Source organism: Donghicola sp. (genome assembly GCF_025210255.1).
Lineage (GTDB): Bacteria > Pseudomonadota > Alphaproteobacteria > Rhodobacterales > Rhodobacteraceae > Donghicola > Donghicola eburneus.
This window is the reverse complement of record NZ_JAOARZ010000044.1, coordinates 22,856-40,385: the sequence shown is the minus strand read 5'-3', so window position 1 is coordinate 40,385 and position 17,530 is coordinate 22,856. Positions and strand designations below refer to the sequence as shown.

General features: G+C 61.9%; 17 protein-coding genes. 6 read left to right on the top strand and 11 right to left on the bottom strand.

Going from position 1 to position 17,530, the window contains the following annotated elements; genetic code table 11:
* Positions 1–44 precede the first annotated feature (44 nt).
* Positions 45–2,813, bottom strand: coding sequence for a formate dehydrogenase subunit alpha (gene fdhF, locus N4A58_RS20150; RefSeq protein WP_293713099.1), 2,769 nt, complete (start codon positions 2,811–2,813; stop codon positions 45–47).
* A 2-nt stretch (positions 2,814–2,815) separates the two neighbouring features.
* Positions 2,816–4,507: an NAD(P)H-dependent oxidoreductase subunit E gene (locus N4A58_RS20145; protein ID WP_293713097.1), complete on the bottom strand. Its 1,692-nt coding sequence runs from the start codon at positions 4,505–4,507 to the stop codon at positions 2,816–2,818.
* A 161-nt stretch (positions 4,508–4,668) separates the two neighbouring features.
* Between N4A58_RS20145 and N4A58_RS20140 the strand changes: the two genes are divergently transcribed.
* A complete protein-coding gene (locus N4A58_RS20140; RefSeq protein WP_072706045.1) occupies positions 4,669–4,896 on the top strand; it encodes a sulfurtransferase TusA family protein in 228 nt (75 codons plus the stop codon).
* Here N4A58_RS20140 and N4A58_RS20135 read toward each other — a convergent pair.
* The 4 genes from N4A58_RS20135 to N4A58_RS20120 are packed head-to-tail and all read right to left on the bottom strand — an operon-like array spanning position 4,893 to position 8,935.
* Positions 4,893–6,974: a molybdopterin-binding protein gene (locus N4A58_RS20135; protein WP_293713094.1), complete on the bottom strand. Its 2,082-nt coding sequence runs from the start codon at positions 6,972–6,974 to the stop codon at positions 4,893–4,895. The genes N4A58_RS20140 and N4A58_RS20135 overlap by 4 nt on opposite strands.
* A 2-nt stretch (positions 6,975–6,976) precedes the next feature.
* Positions 6,977–7,468 (bottom strand): molybdopterin-guanine dinucleotide biosynthesis protein B, encoded by a 492-nt coding sequence (mobB, locus tag N4A58_RS20130; protein WP_293713092.1) that lies wholly within the window; start codon positions 7,466–7,468, stop codon positions 6,977–6,979.
* Positions 7,465–8,073 (bottom strand): molybdenum cofactor guanylyltransferase MobA, encoded by a 609-nt coding sequence (mobA, locus tag N4A58_RS20125; RefSeq protein ID WP_293713090.1) that lies wholly within the window; start codon positions 8,071–8,073, stop codon positions 7,465–7,467. Before mobA ends, mobB begins: the two co-directional genes overlap by 4 nt.
* Positions 8,066–8,935 (bottom strand): formate dehydrogenase accessory sulfurtransferase FdhD, encoded by an 870-nt coding sequence (locus N4A58_RS20120; protein ID WP_293713088.1) that lies wholly within the window; start codon positions 8,933–8,935, stop codon positions 8,066–8,068. The genes mobA and N4A58_RS20120 overlap by 8 nt, the downstream gene beginning before the upstream one ends.
* 88 nt (positions 8,936–9,023) lie before the next feature.
* Between N4A58_RS20120 and N4A58_RS20115 the strand changes: the two genes are divergently transcribed.
* From N4A58_RS20115 to N4A58_RS20100, 4 genes are all read left to right on the top strand, one after another.
* Positions 9,024–9,527 carry a DUF2478 domain-containing protein gene (locus N4A58_RS20115; protein ID WP_293713086.1) on the top strand — a complete coding sequence of 168 codons (504 nt, stop codon included), beginning with the start codon at positions 9,024–9,026 and terminating at the stop codon, positions 9,525–9,527.
* Positions 9,528–9,635: 108 nt separating this feature from the next.
* The gene (locus N4A58_RS20110) at positions 9,636–10,340 is read left to right on the top strand and encodes an ABC transporter permease (RefSeq protein WP_293713084.1); all 705 of its coding nucleotides are present in this window, start codon (positions 9,636–9,638) and stop codon (positions 10,338–10,340) included.
* On the top strand, positions 10,337–11,044 hold the full coding sequence (locus tag N4A58_RS20105; RefSeq protein WP_367177063.1) for an ATP-binding cassette domain-containing protein: 708 nt from the start codon (positions 10,337–10,339) through the stop codon (positions 11,042–11,044). Before N4A58_RS20110 ends, N4A58_RS20105 begins: the two co-directional genes overlap by 4 nt.
* Positions 11,041–11,844, top strand: coding sequence for a substrate-binding domain-containing protein (locus N4A58_RS20100; protein ID WP_293713082.1), 804 nt, complete (start codon positions 11,041–11,043; stop codon positions 11,842–11,844). Before N4A58_RS20105 ends, N4A58_RS20100 begins: the two co-directional genes overlap by 4 nt.
* A gap of 445 nt (positions 11,845–12,289) precedes the next feature.
* Here N4A58_RS20100 and N4A58_RS20095 read toward each other — a convergent pair whose 3' ends face one another.
* The 4 genes from N4A58_RS20095 to N4A58_RS20080 are packed head-to-tail and all read right to left on the bottom strand — an operon-like array spanning position 12,290 to position 14,776.
* Positions 12,290–12,787, bottom strand: a complete 498-nt coding sequence (locus N4A58_RS20095; protein ID WP_293713080.1) for a DUF6505 family protein — start codon at positions 12,785–12,787, stop codon at positions 12,290–12,292.
* Positions 12,788–12,789: 2 nt separating this feature from the next.
* Positions 12,790–13,521 carry a biotin/lipoate--protein ligase family protein gene (locus N4A58_RS20090; protein ID WP_293713078.1) on the bottom strand — a complete coding sequence of 244 codons (732 nt, stop codon included), beginning with the start codon at positions 13,519–13,521 and terminating at the stop codon, positions 12,790–12,792.
* A complete protein-coding gene (gene apbC, locus N4A58_RS20085) occupies positions 13,518–14,582 on the bottom strand; it encodes an iron-sulfur cluster carrier protein ApbC (RefSeq protein WP_293713076.1) in 1,065 nt (354 codons plus the stop codon). Before apbC ends, N4A58_RS20090 begins: the two co-directional genes overlap by 4 nt.
* Positions 14,579–14,776 carry a DUF6494 family protein gene (locus N4A58_RS20080; RefSeq protein ID WP_072706058.1) on the bottom strand — a complete coding sequence of 66 codons (198 nt, stop codon included), beginning with the start codon at positions 14,774–14,776 and terminating at the stop codon, positions 14,579–14,581. Before N4A58_RS20080 ends, apbC begins: the two co-directional genes overlap by 4 nt.
* A 62-nt stretch (positions 14,777–14,838) precedes the next feature.
* Here N4A58_RS20080 and N4A58_RS20075 point away from each other — a divergent pair, with 62 nt between their 5' ends.
* A complete protein-coding gene (locus N4A58_RS20075; RefSeq protein ID WP_293713074.1) occupies positions 14,839–15,579 on the top strand; it encodes a c-type cytochrome in 741 nt (246 codons plus the stop codon).
* On the opposite strand, the gene N4A58_RS20070 is transcribed toward N4A58_RS20075, so the two are convergent.
* A complete protein-coding gene (locus N4A58_RS20070) occupies positions 15,573–17,522 on the bottom strand; it encodes a 4Fe-4S binding protein (protein ID WP_293713072.1) in 1,950 nt (649 codons plus the stop codon). The two genes, N4A58_RS20075 and N4A58_RS20070, sit on opposite strands and share 7 nt — an antisense overlap.
* Positions 17,523–17,530: the final 8 nt, after the last annotated feature.

The window sequence follows — 17,530 nt, the reverse complement described above, 5'->3', positions numbered from 1 at the left end:
CCCCATCCTGCGCTGCCTTTTTATTTTCAGAATGTCGGCGCAGGTTAGAGCGCCGAAACCTTGACCGCTGCGAACTTGAACTCCGGGATTTTGCCATAGGGATCAAGCGCAGGGTTGGTCAGCACGTTGGCCGCTGCCTCCACGTAGGCAAAGGGCACAAACACCATGTCGGGCGACACCGCGCGGTCCTCTCGGGCCAGCAGGGTGATGCTGCCACGGCGGGTTTCCAGCTTGACCTTGTCGCCGACCTGAACCCCCAGCTTGCGCAGGGTGGACGGGTGGAGCGAGCAGTTCGCCTCTGGCTCGATCGCGTCTAGAACGGTGCTGCGGCGGGTCATCGAGCCTGTGTGCCAATGCTCTAGCTGGCGGCCCGTGGTCATGATCATCGGGTAGTCGGCATCGGGGGCCTCGTCCGGCGGGATCACGTCGGCAGGCGTAAACTTCGCCCGCCCGCCCGCCCGCGGGAATTCGTCGCCGAAGACAATCGCTTGACCGGGGTCTTCGGGCGACAGGGACGGGTAGGTGACGGCGTTCTCGCCCTTCAGTCGGTCCCACGTGATGTTGTCGAGGCTGGGCATACCCTGCTTCATCTCTGCAAAGACCTGACTGGGGTGGGTGTAGGTCCAGTCCAGCCCCAGCTTCTGCGCCAGTGCCACGGTGATCGCCCAATCCTCGCGTGCCTCACCCGGAGGGGTGGCGGCCGCACGGCCCATCTGCACCTGACGGTTGGTGTTGGTGACCGTGCCGTTCTTTTCGTAGAATGCTGCGGCGGGCAGGACCACATCCGCATAGTTCGCCGTCTCGGTCAGGAAGATGTCCTGAACGACCAGACACTCCAGCTTGGTCAGCGCCTCTCGGGCGTGGGTGACGTCGGGGTCGGACATGGCAGGGTTCTCCCCCAGCACATACATTCCCTTGATCTCGCCCGCATGGACGCCATCGAGGATCTCGGTGACGGTCAGACCCTTTTGGTTGCTGAAGTCATCGGTGCCCCAGATTTTGTTGAAATGGCCGCGGATTTTGTCGTCGGTCACGTCCTGATAGTCGGGCAGGAACATGGGGATCAGGCCCGCGTCAGACGCGCCCTGAACGTTGTTCTGACCGCGCAGCGGGTGCAGACCAGCGCCTGGTTTACCCACGTTGCCGGTCATCAGGGCCAGCGAAATCAGGCAGCGCGAGTTGTCCGTGCCGTGGATGTGCTGCGACACGCCCATGCCCCAGAAGATCATGCCTGCTTCGGCCGATGCGAAATCGCGGGCCACGGCACGGATGGTCTCGGCATCAATGCCGCAGATCTCGGCCATCTTTTCGGGGGCAAAGCCAGCGAGGTGCTGCTTCTCGGCCTCCCAGTTTTCGGTGTGCTGATCGATGTAGGACTGGTCGTACAGACCTTCTTCGACGATCACGCACATGATCGCATTCAGCAAGGCCACGTCGGTGCCGGGGCGGAACTGGACCATGTGTTCGGCATGACGCTTCATGGCGGTGCCGCGAGGGTCCATGATGATCAGCTTGCCGCCACGCTTGGCGAACTGCTTGAAGTAGGTCGCGGCGACTGGGTGGTTCTCGGTCGGGTTCGAGCCGATGACGATCGCCACATCCGCATTCTCGATCTCGTTAAAGGTCGCGGTAACGGCGCCGCTGCCCACGTTCTCCATCAGCGCGGCCACGGAACTGGCGTGGCACAGACGGGTGCAGTGGTCGACGTTATTGTGGCCAAAGCCCTGACGGATCAGCTTCTGGAAGAGATAGGCCTCTTCGTTGGTGCATTTGGCGCTGCCGAACCCTGCGACAGCACGACCCCCGCTGCTATCGCGCAGCCCACCGAGGCCGTTCGCCGCGGCGTCCAGCGCCTCTTCCCACGTGGCCTCCCGGAAGTGGGTAAAGGGGTTCGCAGGGTCCACGGCCATCTCTTTGGGCGCGTTTTCTAGACGGATCAGCGGCTTGGTCAGGCGGTGGGGGTGGTGGATGTAGTCGTAGCCAAAGCGGCCTTTGACGCACAGGCGACCTTCGTTGGCGGGGCCGTTGATGCCCTCGACATACTTTACCTTGCCGTCCTTCAGCTTCAGGCTGACCTGACAGCCGACCCCGCAGAAGGGGCAGACGGACTGCACTTCGCTGTCAAAATCGGTGCTGTCGCCCTGCTGGTCGGCGTCCAGAACGGTCGAGGGCATGAGCGCGCCCGTTGGGCAGGCCTGAACGCATTCCCCGCAGGCCACACAAGAGCTGGCCCCCATGTCGTCGTCCAGATCGAACACGGGAAAGGCATCGTGCCCGCGTCCGCCCATGCCAATCACGTCGTTCACCTGCACTTCGCGGCAGGCCCGCACGCAGAGGCCGCACTGGATGCAGGCATCTAGGTTCACGCTCATGGCCACATGGCTGTCATCCAGCAAGGGGATACGGTCCACATCCAGCGTTGGGAAACGGCTCTCGGTGACGGCTTGGGCGTCGGCCATGTCCCACAGATGGCTGCCCGCGTCGTGGGCGGCCTCGCGCTCAGGCTGATCGGCGAGCAGCAGTTCCATGACCATGGCTCGGGACTTCACAGCGCGGTCGCTGTCAGTTTTGACAGACATGCCATTCGACGGATTCCGACAGCAAGACGCAGCCAAGGTCCGCTCGCCATCAATCTCGACCACACAGGCGCGGCAGTTGCCGTCGGGGCGGTAGCCGGTCTGGGGCTTGTGGCACAAGTGGGGGATCGTCTTGCCGTGGCGCTGCGCGACCTCCCAGATGGTTTCGCCATCCACGGCGGTGACTTGCTCGCCGTCGAGGGTAAAGGTGACCTGTTCGATGTTGTTGCCGTCCATGATCACACCTCCTCGCTGAAATGTTGCATCACTAGCTTGATGGGGTTGGGGGCCGCTTGGCCGAGGCCGCAGATCGACGCGTCGGTCATGACTTCGCACAGATCGGTCAGCAATTCGCGGTCCCATGTGTCGGCCTGCATCAGCTTCACGGCCTTTTCGCAGCCCACACGGCAGGGGGTACACTGCCCGCAGCTTTCGGATTCAAAGAACCGGAGCATGTTCAGGGCAGCATCGCGGGCGCTGTCCTGATCCGATAGAACGACCACAGCGGCGGACCCGATAAAGGTGCCGTGGGGTTGCAGTGTGTCGAAGTCGAGCGGCACGTCGTTCATATGCGCGGGCAGCAGACCGGACGAGGGGCCACCGGGCTGATAGGCTTTGAACTCGTGACCGTCGGCCATACCACCGGCGGCGGCGATGATGTCTAGAATGGTCGAGCCTGCGGGCAGCAGGTAGACGCCCGGATTGGCGACGCGGCCAGAGACTGAGTAGTTCCGCAGGCCGGTGCGTTCGTTGTGGACCACGGCGTTCATGACCTCGGGACCTTCGCGGCAGATCATTGCCACCCAGTGCAGGGTTTCGACGTTATGCACCAGAGTGGGGCGGTCAAAGATCCCGACCTGCGCCACGTACGGCGGACGCAGACGGGGAATGCCGCGCTTGCCCTCTATGCTCTCGATCATCGCGCTTTCTTCGCCACAGATATAGGCGCCTGCGCCGCGGCGCAGGTCGATATAGCCAGCCTCTACGATGCCGGCCTCTTCCAGCGCGGCGATCTCTTCGCGCAGCAACTTCAGCACGGCGGGGTATTCGTCGCGCATGTAGATGAAGCATTTATCCGCCTCGACCGCCCACGCGGCGATCAGCATCCCCTCAAGAAAGACATGCGGCTCGCGCTCCAGATGGTAGCGGTCTTTGAACGTGCCAGGCTCGCCCTCGTCCCCGTTCACAGCCAGATAACGGGGGCCTGCTTCGGCACGGACAAATCCCCACTTTTTGCCGGACGGAAAGCCAGCACCGCCTAGGCCGCGCAGACCGGCGGACAGCAGCATGTCCTGCACCTGTTCCCAATCGCCGCCGTCGCGGTACTGGGCCAGCTTGTCGTAGCCACCCCGGGCTTGGTAGGCGGTCAGGTCTTCGTATTCAGGCATGATGGGATGGAAGTCGCCGCCAGCGATCACGTCTTCGATCAGGGCAGGGGTGGCATTGTCCACATGGCGGTGGCCCAGTTCGACCACCGGTGCGGTGTCACAGCGGCCCATACAAGGTGCGCGCAGCACGCGGACCTTGGCGGGGTCCATGCCGGACTCCAGCGCGGCGATCAGAGCCTCTGATCCGGCCAGTTCGCAGGACAAGGAGTCGCACACGCGGATGGTCAAATCTGGGGGCGGGGTTTCGCCCTCTTTGACCAGATCGAAGTGCGCATAGAAGCTGGCCACCTCCCAAACCTCGGCCATGGACAGGCGCATCTCCTCGGCCAATGCGCGCAGATGGGGCGCGGACAGGTGGCCATAGCGGTCCTGAATCAGGTGTAGATGCTCGATCAGAAGGTCACGACGGCGGGGGCGGTCCCCCAAGAGATCCTTGACCTCGGTCCATGCTTGTTCATCCAGCGGACGTCCCTTGGTGTGGGCGCGTCCCTTCTTGCCGCTGCGGCCTGACGTCCACGGGACGTCTTTGTGATCCAGAGCCATCTAATTTGCCTTCCCGAAGCCGGTGGGTTTCCGACGCAAGTGCCCACAAATGGGGGCAGAAAATCAACTCACAATTTATTTGGAGTTTGCTTGCGCACACTATCATATCGGCGGCGATATAAAGATGGACACCGACATAAGTGGGCCCTAAATCGACACTCATGGAATGGAACGAAGAAATTGATGCGATCGGACTTTTGTGCCCGCTGCCTGTTTTGAAGGCACGCAAGCGCCTAAAGGGCATGGAGTCTGGTCAGGTTCTGCGTCTGGTTGCAACTGATCCGGCGGCCGTGATTGACGTCCCGCATTTCTGTTTCGAGAGCGGGAATGAACTGATCAGCCAATCGGACGAGGGCGAGAGCCAGATCTACCTGATCCGCAAGGCCTAACGCAGGCCGAGCATCGCATAGGGAATATATCTGACCGGCGTGCCGTGGGTGATTTCTGCGGCCTCATCGGGCAATTCCACCAGCCCATCCGCCCAAGAGAGTCCGCTTATCCGGCCCGACCCTTCGGATATGAAGACCTCTGCCATGCCTTGATCGTTCAGCCGGGCCCGCAGGTATTCGCGGCGGCCCGCCTTCTTGCGCTTTTCAAAAGCCGCGGGGACGGTAAAGCCAACGGGCTCTGCCCATCTGCTGCCCGCCATCAGGGACAGAGCGGGTCGGGCAAAGACCAGCGCACAGACCAGCGCCGCCACGGGGTTTCCGGGCAGGCCGAACACGGGCGTGCCGTCCCACATCGCCAGCGCCAAGGGGCGACCCGGTTTCAAGGCAATGCGCCAGCTGGACAGAGTGCCCTTGGTCCGTAGCAGATGCGAGACGTGATCCTCGTCCCCCGCAGACGCACCGCCAGAGGTCAGAATGACATCGACGTTCGCCCTGTCCAGAGTGCGTTCGATCAGTTTTGGGTCGTCCTTGCAGTGACCCAGATCGACGGGGGCGTATCCCCATCCGTTCAGAAGGCTCAGCAGCATCGGGCGATTTGCGTCGAAAATCTGGTGGGGTAGGGCATCCATATCGGGGCGGGCGATAATCTCGTCCCCTGTGGACAGAACGCCGACACGAAGGGGCTGATAGACTTGCACTTCAGCGATCCCGAGCGCCGTCAGCAGCGCGATATCCGGTGCGCGTAGAACATGGCCCGCACGGATGGCGGTTTGGCCCGATTCCACATCCTCGCCCGCTTTTCGCGTGTTGGCGCGGGGCTTGACCGGCCCGTCAAAGATCACAGAAGCCCCGTCGAGGACGCAGTCTTCCTCCAGCACCACCGTATCCACGCCATCGGGCAGGATGGCGCCTGTCAGGATGCGAACCGCTGCGCCATGTGGCACAGCGCCATCAAAGGGTTGACCGGCGGCAGCGCGGCCCTGAAGCAGCGGCAATTTTTGCGGGCCGTCACCCGTGGCCTCGTGCGCGAACCCGTAACCATCTACGGCGGAATTGGGGCGGGGCGGATTGGATCGGCGGGCCACAGCATCAGCGGCCAGAATGCGGCCCTGCGCTTTGTGGCTATTGATTGTCTCGACGCCCTTGATCGGATGGAGCGCCTGTTTCAGCTTGTCCAAGGCGGCGTCGACGGGCACCCAATTCACCCCTTGGGGCATGGCGAAACAGTCGTTCCGGAGGCGGGGTGGCAGGGTGGCAGAGGGCACCGCCGCGCGCAGGCTTAGTTCGTGGTTCAGGCCAAGGATGTGGCCCTCTTGGCTGGCCTCAACGTCGAACAAAGGGGGCAGCGTTCCGCCCGCATTCAGCACCCACAAGGCTTGCGCCAGTAGTTCGACCTGCGCCTGATCGGGTACCATATCGGGATGTCGGGACAGGTGCGCGCGGACCTCAGCGCTTAGGATCGAAGGGTAGACCTCGGCGATGGTCACGCGGCTGATCGGATCAAAAGGCCAGACGATCGCGCCCTGTCCGCGCAATCGGTGGACCATGGGCATTCCAGTCAGCGATTGCGCCCCGACCGCGCCTGCACCAGCCAGTTGCCAGCAGGATTTCGGGCTCAGTCCATTCGCTTGCGCAACCTCTTCGCAGGCGCGCCATTCGGGCAGAGCGCTGGCGGGCTTGGTGCGCGGCAAATGCGGTGTGTCCGCCTTTGCTCCATTGCCCCAAAAGGGACCGCCGCCCTCGAGCCGCTGGTTCAGTTCGGCCGCCACGTTCCGGTAATTGGACAGGTTTTTCGCCGTGTCTGTGTGGTTGGTCGCAAGATGGCGCCACAGTCCGGCAGCATCCACCCCCAATCGTTCCAACGCCGCACTAGGCAATGACAGCGAGAAATCCACGCCGATCAGCAGACGGTCGCTCTCGGCCATCAGCGCGTTCAGGCTCTCTTCAGCCTGCATCCGCGTGGGGATGTTTTCCGATCGCACGCCAGAGCCGTCCGCAATCGCCAGCCAGATGCTGTCCTTGCCGGTTTTCGGCGTTCCGGCGGCGGACCAGTCCAGAATGGCGATGCGGTCAAACATGGTTACAGCCCTGTTTCAGCGGCGATAAAGTCGGCGATTGCCGCGGTGTCGTTCAGGTCGAACTGGGGTTTGTCGATGTCTAACGGCGTGTCGGTCGCAATCGCGCGGATCGTGGTGCTGTCGGGGGCGAGCGGGGCTCGGCCCGTTTCGGCGCGGACGCACTCGACCTTTGGGTGGGCGTCGCGCTTGAAACCTTCGATCAGGATCAGGTCCACGGGGGACATGCGGGCCAAGAGTTCGTGGAGGGGCGGCTCGCCCTCGTCCCGCAGCTCGTGCATCAGGGCCCAGCGGTTGGGCGAGGCGAGCATGACTTCGGTTGCGCCGGCCTCTCGGTGGCGGAAACTGTCGCGGCCCGGTTGGTCCACATCAGTGGTGTGATGGGCGTGCTTGATGGTCGACACATGGTAGCCTCGGGCGGTGAATTCGGCCACAAGACGCTCCATCAATCCGGTTTTTCCAGAATTTTTCCAACCGGTTACGCCGTAAACTTTCACAATGCCTCCAAGAGGCGCTCGGCCTCGGTAATGTCGTCGGGGGTGTTGACGTTGAAAAAGGGATCAACCGGATCGGTGTCAAAGATGGCAAGTCCCGCGTCGTGCTGATCGGTCCACATCACGATCTTGCGGAGCCCGTTTTGCAGGGCGTTGCGCAGGTCATCTCGCAGGGCCACCGGCCAGAGGCCAAAGGTCGGCTGACGCCAGATTTTCTCGCCTTCGCGGGTGGCGGCAAGGGCGAGGCCGCTGGGGCCAGCGGCCTGTTGCAGCTGTTCGACCAGATCGGCGGGGAAGAAGGGCGTGTCGGCGGCGGCGGTCACGATCGCGTCGTGCCCCTGAGCGGCGGCCCAATCGAGGCCGGCCAGTACGCCCGCCAAGGGGCCGGGGTGGTCGGGCAGGGTGTCGGGTAACACCGGCAGACCATAGCCCGCGAACCGCTCGGGGGCGCCGTTGGCATTCAGGGCGATGGGGCCGGACTGGGGGCGCATGCGATCCAGCACGTGGTCCAGCAGGGGCTTGCCGCCGATGGTGCGCAGGCCTTTGTCGCCGCCGCCCATACGGGTCGCTTTCCCACCAGCAAGAATCACTGCGGGGGGCTTAGTCATGGTCTGCCCCTTTGCGGCGGTGCTTGCGGTCCTCGTCGCCCACCGACGATAGGTCGGCGTCGCGGATCAGGCGCTCTTCGCCCGACAGGCAGACAAAGCGTTGGCCGCGCATCCGGCCGATCACGGTCAGGCCCACTTGGCGGGCAATCTCAACCCCCCATGCGGTGAAACCGGAGCGCGAGGCCAGCACCGGAATGCCCATCATCGCGGTTTTGATCACCATTTCAGAGGTTAGACGGCCCGTGGTGTACAGAATCTTGTTATCTGGCGAGACGCCGTGCTGGAACATGTAGCCCGAGATTTTGTCGACAGCGTTGTGGCGGCCCACATCCTCCATATACACCAAGGGCTTGTCGGCGCAGCACAGAACCGTGCCGTGGATCGCGCCAGCCTCCAGATAGAGAGACGGGGTGGTGTTGATCTCTTTGGCCAGTGAGTACAGCCAAGAGGTGCGGACCGGGGTGGCAGGCAGGGTCAGCCCCTCGAGCCCCTCCATCATGTCGCCGAACACGGTGCCCACGGCGCAGCCAGAGGTGCGGGTCTTTTTCTTGACCTTCTCCTCGTAGCTGGTCTGGCGGGTGGTGCGGACCACGACCGTTTCGATATCTTCCTCGTAGTCGATACCGGTGACCTCGTCGTCGTCCCGCAGCATCCCCTGATTGCGCAGGAACCCCAGCGCCAAATATTCGGGGTAGTCCCCGATGGTCATGGCGGTCACGATTTCCTGACTGTTCAAGTAGATGGTCAGGGGGCGTTCCTCGACGACCGAGACGTCGACCTCAGCCCCTGTGTGATCGTGCCCCGTCACGCGCCGCGTCAGGCGCGGGTCCGATGGGTTCGGCAGTATGGGATCGTGGTCCATTGGGCGAGGTTCCGCAGCAAGTGGTTGCTTTTTTTGATTTCGGGGCATCATTTATGCCGCACCGAGGTTTTGCAAGGGGGAGGTCTGCATGCTGGGATATGTTGTCGGTCAAGGGCGCGGCGACGCGGATCGCTGTCTGGTCAAAGTGTCCGAGATGCTGCGCGAGGCAGGGGTCACCATGGCTGGCGCGGTGCAGTTCAATATCGAGACCGATCCCGCCTACAAATGCCAGATGGACCTGCATATTCTGACGGGTGCGGACGTTGTGCGGATTTCTCAGGACCTTGGGACCCTCTCGCAGGGGTGCCGTCTGGACCCCGAGGGGCTGGAGCGCGCAGTGGGCCTTGTGGCCAGTGCGCTAGAGGCCGAACCGCAGGTGATGATCCTGAATAAATTCGGAAAACAAGAGCTGGACGGCCGCGGATTTCGCCCCGTGATCGGAGAGGCTTTGGGTCGTGGCATCCCCGTCCTGACCGCCGTCGCTCCGGGCAATGTCGAGGGATTTCGCGCTTTTGCCGATGACTTCGGGCAGGAACTGCCCGCAGAGTCAGAGGCGGTCATGGATTGGGTGCGGACCCAGATCGACGGCTAAGGTGGACAAATTGTCCACCTGATTTTCCAGAAACCCCAATTTGTCCATTTAGCGCGTTTTTGCGGGATGTTACCCCGTCCTGACTTAACAGACACGGTGTGGCCCAAGATGAATTCGATCGGAGATGGATTGTGGCAAGCGGCGCGACTCGTTGCGACGTTCGACCCTGATCTGGTCGAGATTACGGCGCTGTCTTTGCGCGTCTCGTTGGGCGCGACAGTCATTGCGTCTTTGATTGGGCTGCCGCTGGGAGCGTGGCTTGCGGTGAACCGCTTTCCCGCCCGCCGCTTTGTGATCGCGATCCTGAATGCGCTCATGGGACTGCCGCCAGTGGTGGTGGGCCTGATGGTCTACGTGCTGTTCTCGCGCTCTGGGCCATTCGGTGTTCTCGGCCTGCTGTTCACGCCGACCGCGATGGTCATTGCGCAAGTCATTATCATCACGCCCATTATTGCCTCTGTCGCGCACCAGGCGATCCGCGAGCTTTGGGCGGATTATCATGACTTGCTCATCTCGCTTCAGGCGACGCGGTTGCAGCGGATCAAAACCCTGCTCTGGGACGGGCGCCGCGCTTTGATGACCGCGTCATTGGCTGGCTTCGGCCGCGCCATCGGAGAGGTCGGGGCGATCATGATCGTCGGCGGCAACATCGACCATGCCACACGGGTCCTGACCACTGCCATCGCGTTGGAGACCGGCAAAGGGGAGTTCGATATGGCGCTGGCCTTGGGCTTTGTGCTGATCGGGCTCGCGATCCTTGTGAATTTGGGGCTGCACTTTATCAGCCGTACAGAACGGGGGGCACGCTGGTGAGTGGCTGGGTGACCCTAACCGGCGTGTCTGTGCGCCGCCGTGGCCGGACTATTCTGGGGCCGCTGGATGCCTCTCTGAACGGGGGCGGTCTGTCGATCCTGATGGGGCCGAACGGGGCGGGCAAGACAACCTTGCTGCGCGCCCTGCATGGTCTAGAGCGTGTGAGTACCGGAGATATCCATTGGACCGATCCAAAGGATGCCGAGGGGCGGAACCAAGGTTTTGTGTTTCAGACGCCTGTGTTGATGCGCCGCTCTGTGCTGGACTGCATCGCGTACCCTTTGCAGCTCGATGGTGTGAAACGGGCAGCGGCCCGCGAACAGGCCCGCGCCCGTGCCAATGAAGTAGGGCTGAACGTCAATCTCGATCAGGCGGTGATGTTCCTGTCGGGCGGAGAGAAGCAAAAGATGGCTTTGGCCCGCGCGCTGATGCGCCGTCCGCGCATCCTGTTTCTGGACGAACCCTGCGCCAATCTGGATGGCCGTTCGGTCAAGGAAATCGAAGAGATCCTGCTGCGGATCAAAGCCAGCGGCACCCGCATTCTGATGTCCACCCACGATCTGGGTCAGGCACGGCGGCTCGCGGACAGTGTCCTGTTCCTGCATGCGGGCAAGTTGGTGGAACAAGCAACTGGGGACGACTTTTTTCGCGCCCCTCAAACGGCCGAAGCAAAGGCCTATCTTAAGGGAGAGATCCTACTATGACATTCAAAACAGTCGTTTTGGGGGCGGTTGCCGCTCTGATGACCTCGACCGCCGCAATGGCCGAAGAGATGAAAATGGCGGTGACCACGTCCTTTGCGAACTCTGGTCTCGCGGATGTTCTGCTGCCCGAGATCAAAGAAGATACCGGCATCGACGTGCAGCTCTTGATCGTTGGCACGGGTCAGGCGCTGGCTCTGGGCGCGGCAGGAGATGTGGACGCGGTACTGGTCCACTCCAAAGCGGCCGAGGAAAAGTGGTTGGCTGCGGGCAATGGCACCCACCGGACCGAGATCATGTATAATGACTTTGTCTTTGTCGGCCCGCAGGCGGACCCTGCCAAAGCTGGCGGGGCCGAGACCGCGACCGGCGCGCTTCAGGCGATTTCGGGCGCAGAAGCCACCTTTGTCAGCCGTGGCGATGACAGCGGTACGCACAAGATGGAACTGCGTCTGTGGAAGGCCGCGGACGTGACGCCCGAGGGCGACTGGTACAAAGCGGTGGGGCAAGGCATGGGCGCGGCGCTGAACACTGCATCAGGCATGAACGCCTACATCATGTCCGACCGCGCCAGCTGGCTGAAGTTCGCGAACAAAGGCGATCTGGGCATCGTCTTCGAGGGTGATCCGGTGCTGTTCAATCAGTACGCCTATCTGCCTGTGAACCCCGAGAAGCACCCGCACGTGAAAACTGACCTCGTCAACCAACTTGAGGCATGGTTGCTGAGCGATGAAGCGGCAGCGCTGATCAACGCCTACACCATCGAAGGCCAGCAACTGTTCGTTTATAACGCTGGCGAGTGATCTCTGATCAAATCCAAGAAACAAAGCAGCGCTCCTGTGGGCGCTGCTTTTTCATATCGAGTTCGCTGGTGCAGCGCTGCAATTGTCCGCCGCGCTGCACCAAATGATGGCAGCTCTCGGCCATCGCGGTATGTCCCATAATGATCAGCAAGAAACGGCGAGGCGGCAGAAATAGCAAAGACAAGGTACACCTAAGATTAGTCCTTGAACCCAACAGTTTTTGCCGAAGACCACACTTGTTGTGTCGATGCGAGTGGGGTGGAGACCAAGCAAGGTCTGCCGAGAAAATGGAAACGCGCCGAGCCAAGGAGCGGCTGGTTGAACCGCGTCCACTGGGGCTGAACCGACATTCTTGCTCCGCAAAGATCTGTGGGTTCAGACGTGGCGCTGGATTTCTCGATAGGAGGTCTGGGGGGATGCGCAGACAACCTTGCCTGCGCCGCCGTTAGTGGCTGTGCCCGTGGTCGTCATCCAAAGAGCCGTGGATCGCGAACTGCTCGAGCCCCGCATCACTGGGTTCGATGAACCGGAACTCTTCGCGTACGCCCGCATCGGTCAGGGAGCGTGCCACCGTCAGAACGATATTCGGGCTGTGATCGGCGCAAAGCTCTGCCATCTGGGCAAGCTCTTCTTGTGCGACGGGTAAGGCGGCCTCGACGCTGGGGGCGCCATACACCTGCACGAAATGCTGGGCCAAAGATTGGCAAAGGGCGTCGTATTCGGACGGCTCGATCTGGGTCACAGCGACAAAGGTGACACGGCCATACGTCTCGAGCCCCAACCAGCCGTTGGCAAAGGCTTGGCGGGCTTTGCCGACCAGATCGCCTTCGCTCCAGTTGGAGAACTCAAAGCCCCCCGAGATGCACCATTCTCCGGTACGGGCGGGCGAATGGAACACGTTGCGGTCGCTTTCATCAAAGTGGATCGCGCGGGCGAGGTGCATTTTCAAACCCTTTCGGCCAGTGTGGTCAGGGGGATCAGGCGGGTGTCTTCGCATGCTTTCAGGATCATCCCGAAGTTTTCATCAACGCCAAGGAAGCGACCGCCAATGCGTTCTCCGGGCAGGGTCACGGCGGTATCTTCGCCAAGCTGCCAGACCAGCCCGCGCCATTCGCGGTAGAGCGTGGCCAGACCGTTCGGGTGTTCAAGCTCGCCAAGCCAAAGGAGCGCGTGCTTGGACCATCCTTCGAGCAGGTCCATGGCATCAACCTCGCCCGCGCCTTCTTGGTCTAGGGCCGTCCAGTCTGGGGTTTCTCCAGGCTCTATCTCTGCCTTGTCAGGCAAGCGCAGTGTCAGTTCGAGAGAGACGATCATCCAGTCAGGAATGTCGTCGGCATTCAAAGTGCTGGAATAGAGTCGCATGCCGCCTGCGTGCCCGCCATTCAAACGGATGCCGCCCGCCCATTCCAGATGGACAGCGGTTTCCGGTGGGACCAACACGCCAAGGGCATTTTGCAGACCCACGCCGCAAGCGACCAGCGCGGACGCGGCATGGGAGAGAGGCGTTTCGGGGGCCAGCACCAACGCGGCCCGCATTCGGTCATCTGTCAATGACCAAACCAAAAGGCCCGCATCGGTGCCGCGCTGCGCCTCGGCGCTGGCAATGGTCAGAGGGTTGGCCGGACCTGCGGCCATCCCCTTGATCAGTGGCGGAAACTGAGGCGCGAGGCGGATCATGCGTTCCCGTCCGCAATCAGTTGCTTGGCAATGCCGCGGAAGACTTGGGCCTGCGGGCTGTCGGGCTGGCTGACCACAATCGGAGCGCCGCCATCAGAGGCCGTCCGGATGTCCAGATGCAGGGGCACTTCGGCCAGCAGGGGAACGCCCATCTTCTCGGCTTGCTTGGCAACGCCGCCATGACCAAAGATGTGCTCTTCGTGGCCGCAGTTCGAGCAGATGTGCGTACTCATATTCTCGATTAGGCCGTAGATCGGCGTGTTCAGCTTGTTGAACATGTCGATCCCCTTGCGGGCGTCGAGCAGCGCGATGTCTTGCGGGGTCGAGACGATGATCGCGCCGTTCAGGTGCGTCTTTTGCGCAAGGGTCATCTGCACGTCACCGGTGCCCGGCGGCAGATCGACGATCAGCACGTCCAAGGCCCCCCACTGCACTTGGAAAAGCATCTGTTGCAGCGCGCCCATCAGCATCGGCCCACGCCAGACGACGGCTTCGTCCTCTTGGGTCATCAGGCCCAAGGACATCATGGTGACGCCGTGGTTGCGTAGGGGCAGGATGGTTTTGTTATCGGGCGAGGCAGGGCGGCCCGTGACCCCCAGCATGCGCGGCTGGCTGGGACCATAGACGTCGGCATCCAAGAGCCCGACTTTGCGCCCTTCGGCGGCCAGAGCGGTGGCGATGTTGGCGGACACGGTGGATTTTCCCACGCCGCCCTTGCCCGAGGCGATGGCAATGATGCGCGCCACACCGGGCACGGGTTCGGGACCTGCGGGTTTGGGACGGGCGGTGCCCTTGAGTTCTGGCGGCTTTGGCGCGGCCGAGTGGGCGGTCATTGCGACCGACACCTTGTCAATTCCCAGCGATTTCAGTTTGTCCTCGGCTTCGGCCCGAGCTTTTTCCATTGGGTCTGCTTTGGCAGGGTCAATTTCCATGACAAAGCGCACGCCGTTATCGTCTACGGTCAGCGCGCGGACCAGACCTGCGGCCACCAGATCGTTGCCGGTGACCGGATCTTTGACGGTTTTCAGGGCGTTCAGAACGTCCTCGCGGGTCACGCTCATGCTTGCTTTCCTTTGATTTCGCCAGTGACAACGTGTTCAACACCCAGATCCTCGATGGTCATGACCACCTTGATCTGGCGTGCCTTTGACGGATCTACGCCCTCGGCACGCAGGGCTTCTTCGATGGCCTGCTGCGAGGTCACACCGACCTGCTTGAGAAATTTGCGGATCGACATGTTCAGATCGTCATCCATTGGCGTCTCCTGTTCGTTTCAATTTCCGTTGACCCAAGGGCGCGGCGGTCCATACTTGGTCCATGGAACGGACCACTGGAATACTGGCTGGCCTGATGCTTGCGGCGCTGATGGTGCGCCCCGCCATGGCCCAAGAGGTGCGGACCTTTGGTTTGCAAGCCGACACGGCGCTGCAGACCTCGGGTTTGCTTGACTATATCTTGCCGCGCTTCGCCCTCAAGACCGGAAGGCGCGTTGACCCCGACTTGGCCCCCGATGTGAGCTTGGGCGTAGGGCAGGGCGATCCGGTTTTTACGTACCAAGATGATCTTTACGGAGCGCAGGTCCTGAGCGAAAGCGACGCCGCGGCGCGTTTCTTGGACTGGCTGCGCTCTGACGTGGGCATCAAAACCGTACTGACTTATGCCGAACAAAGCGGGGAGCCCTTCGCAGAGGTCAGCAGAGAGGTCGAGGCTGATGTGATCTACTTTGAAGGGGATGCGAATGCGGGCCACGACGTTGCCGCAGCCCATTGCACGCGTTGCCACAAAGTGTCCCCCGAGGATCGAAGCACGATTGGCTCCACGCCGTCCTTCATGGCGCTGAAAGCGATCCCGGATTGGGCGGATCGGTTTGCGCAGTTCTACCTGCTGAACCCGCATCCGTCCTTTATTCAGATCGAGGATATGACCGCCCCCTTTGACCCGCGCAGGCCGCCGTCGCTCGTCCCGGTCGAGATTACCGTGGACGAGTTGAACGACCTGTTGGCCTATGTGCAGAGCGTCGCGCCTGCGGACCTTGGGGCAGAGGTAGCGCATCAGTGATCGCGGCGCTTGAGGTAGTCGTCAGTGGTGCGAACGCGTGGGCGCTCTGCCGAGGCAAAGGGATTTGACTCGTTGTGATACTGGGCCTGAATGCGGCAGGTGTCACACATCTGGATCAGACGACCCGCGCCATTGCCTTCGAACATGGAATGCTTGCCTTCGAGCTTTTGCATGATCTTTTCGACCGTGGATTTCACGCCAAAGGGCTTGTTGCACTCAATGCAGCAGAAGGGCTCTTCTTCGTTTAGGGTGACCAGCTTCATCGCATCGTCCGAAGGATTGAAGCGCGGGTCTAGCGTGATCGCCTGCTCGGGGCAAATTGTAGCGCAGATGCCGCATTGCAGGCAGGCATCCTCTTGGAAGCGCAGCTCGGGTTTGTCAGGGTTGTCCACCAGTGCGCCCGAAGGGCAGAGCGAAACGCAGGACAGGCACAGGGTACAGGCGTCCTTGTTCACGACGGTCGCGCCATAGGGCGCTCCGGCGGGCAAGGCGACCGGAGCATCGCCGTCCAATAGGGATTTCGCGGCCACGCGCGCGACTTGGCGGCGGTCACCCATCATCAACTTTGGCGCGACATCGAGGGGCGTGATTTCAGCATCATAGAGTGCACTGCTCAGGCCGTCTGGTGTTTCTGCATCAATCATAGAGAGACGATCCTCACCGCCCATGGCGTTCGCCAATGCGATCTCGCGCTCGATGGGATCACGCTCGGTACGAGGGCTTGGGAGGATCTGCACGCTTGCAAATCCGCTCACCAGCGCGGCCAGCATTTCCGCGTGTCCAAACTCGGCCAGTGCGGCAATCGAAAGGGGGATCACGTTAGCGGGCAGGCCACGGTCAAACCGCGCAGCGAGACTGATCATCTCGGCCCCGTGGGTATCATCATGGACCAGTAGGCGGGGCGCTTTGCCACCTGCCTTGGCATAGATCTCGGCCAAGGTGCGGACGCGGGTCAGGATGTGGCTGACAGGCGGGGCGTCGTACTTGATTGCTCCGGATGGGCACAGCGACGCACAGGCGCCGCATCCCGCGCACACCATCGGGTCCACGTCTACATGCTCGCCTGCAGGAAAGATTGCGCCAGTCGGGCAGATGTCCAAGCAGCGGGTGCAGCCCGTTTGCTCGGCGCGGGAGTGGGCGCACAGATGGGGCTCTAGCGACAAGTAGAGTGTTTTTTCAAAGGTGCCCACTAGATCGCGTGCCTGCGTGACGACCTCTGCCACCGCAGGTTGGCTGCCCGGATCAGCGCGCAGGTAGCCATCGCGTTTATGCGGCGCAGGGAAGAGCGACGTCTGACCGCTAAGGTCGACGATCACATCGCACTGAGTCTCAGCACCGTCGCGCGGCGCCGTCAGGGCAAAGCCGCCGCGACCCGATGGGTCGATCATCTGGAACTGATCAATCCGCAGCTTGAAGTCGCCAAAGCTGCCAGTCGCTTTGGCCAGTTTGCCCCGTACAACTTCATAGGCGCGTGTTAGCGGCAGTTCCGCATCATCGGTCAGCAGAACAGTCACGGCCAAGGTCTCGGAGAGCTTGTCCGCCGCAGGCAAGGCCACGGCGCCCGCGCCAATGATCAGACACATGCCCTCTGACGTCACATCAATGGTCTTGGTTGCGGGGGCGGGCAGTAGCGCCTCTGCCACCAGCGCGGCCATTTTGGGGCTGGCGTCTTTTTCATCATTCCAGCCCGCGCGGTCGCGAATGTCGACGAAAAGTGGCACCTCGGCTGACAATTCAGTTGCCAGTTCTTGGAACCTTTGGGCCTCTTGCTGACAGGCGATGATGGCATCGCCGGACGAAATGGCCTTGGCCGCGCTTTCAGTCTCCTTGGTGCAGAGTGCCGTATGGATCTTGGAACATGTCAGGCCAGTCGCGCCTTCGATACGTGACGGATCAATCTTCTGAGATACTGAACAATCGCACAAAATCAGTTGCTTAGTCATCATCCTCT

What these genes read in the sequence shown, in the direction of transcription:
- fdhF (WP_293713099.1), bottom strand. Translation starts at nt 2,813, where the DNA reads ATGGACGGCAACAACATCGAACAGGTCACCTTTACCCTCGACGGCGAG.
- N4A58_RS20140 (WP_072706045.1), top strand. Translation starts at nt 4,669, where the DNA reads ATGGAATGGAACGAAGAAATTGATGCGATCGGACTTTTGTGCCCGCTG.
- N4A58_RS20135 (WP_293713094.1), bottom strand. Translation starts at nt 6,974, where the DNA reads ATGTTTGACCGCATCGCCATTCTGGACTGGTCCGCCGCCGGAACGCCG.
- N4A58_RS20090 (WP_293713078.1), bottom strand. Translation starts at nt 13,521, where the DNA reads ATGATCCGCCTCGCGCCTCAGTTTCCGCCACTGATCAAGGGGATGGCC.
- N4A58_RS20115 (WP_293713086.1), top strand. Translation starts at nt 9,024, where the DNA reads ATGCTGGGATATGTTGTCGGTCAAGGGCGCGGCGACGCGGATCGCTGT.
- N4A58_RS20100 (WP_293713082.1), top strand. Translation starts at nt 11,041, where the DNA reads ATGACATTCAAAACAGTCGTTTTGGGGGCGGTTGCCGCTCTGATGACC.
- N4A58_RS20080 (WP_072706058.1), bottom strand. Translation starts at nt 14,776, where the DNA reads ATGGATGACGATCTGAACATGTCGATCCGCAAATTTCTCAAGCAGGTC.
- apbC (WP_293713076.1), bottom strand. Translation starts at nt 14,582, where the DNA reads ATGAGCGTGACCCGCGAGGACGTTCTGAACGCCCTGAAAACCGTCAAA.
- N4A58_RS20145 (WP_293713097.1), bottom strand. Translation starts at nt 4,507, where the DNA reads ATGGCTCTGGATCACAAAGACGTCCCGTGGACGTCAGGCCGCAGCGGC.
- N4A58_RS20075 (WP_293713074.1), top strand. Translation starts at nt 14,839, where the DNA reads ATGGAACGGACCACTGGAATACTGGCTGGCCTGATGCTTGCGGCGCTG.
- N4A58_RS20120 (WP_293713088.1), bottom strand. Translation starts at nt 8,935, where the DNA reads ATGGACCACGATCCCATACTGCCGAACCCATCGGACCCGCGCCTGACG.
- N4A58_RS20110 (WP_293713084.1), top strand. Translation starts at nt 9,636, where the DNA reads ATGAATTCGATCGGAGATGGATTGTGGCAAGCGGCGCGACTCGTTGCG.
- mobA (WP_293713090.1), bottom strand. Translation starts at nt 8,073, where the DNA reads ATGACTAAGCCCCCCGCAGTGATTCTTGCTGGTGGGAAAGCGACCCGT.
- N4A58_RS20070 (WP_293713072.1), bottom strand. Translation starts at nt 17,522, where the DNA reads ATGACTAAGCAACTGATTTTGTGCGATTGTTCAGTATCTCAGAAGATT.
- N4A58_RS20095 (WP_293713080.1), bottom strand. Translation starts at nt 12,787, where the DNA reads ATGCACCTCGCCCGCGCGATCCACTTTGATGAAAGCGACCGCAACGTG.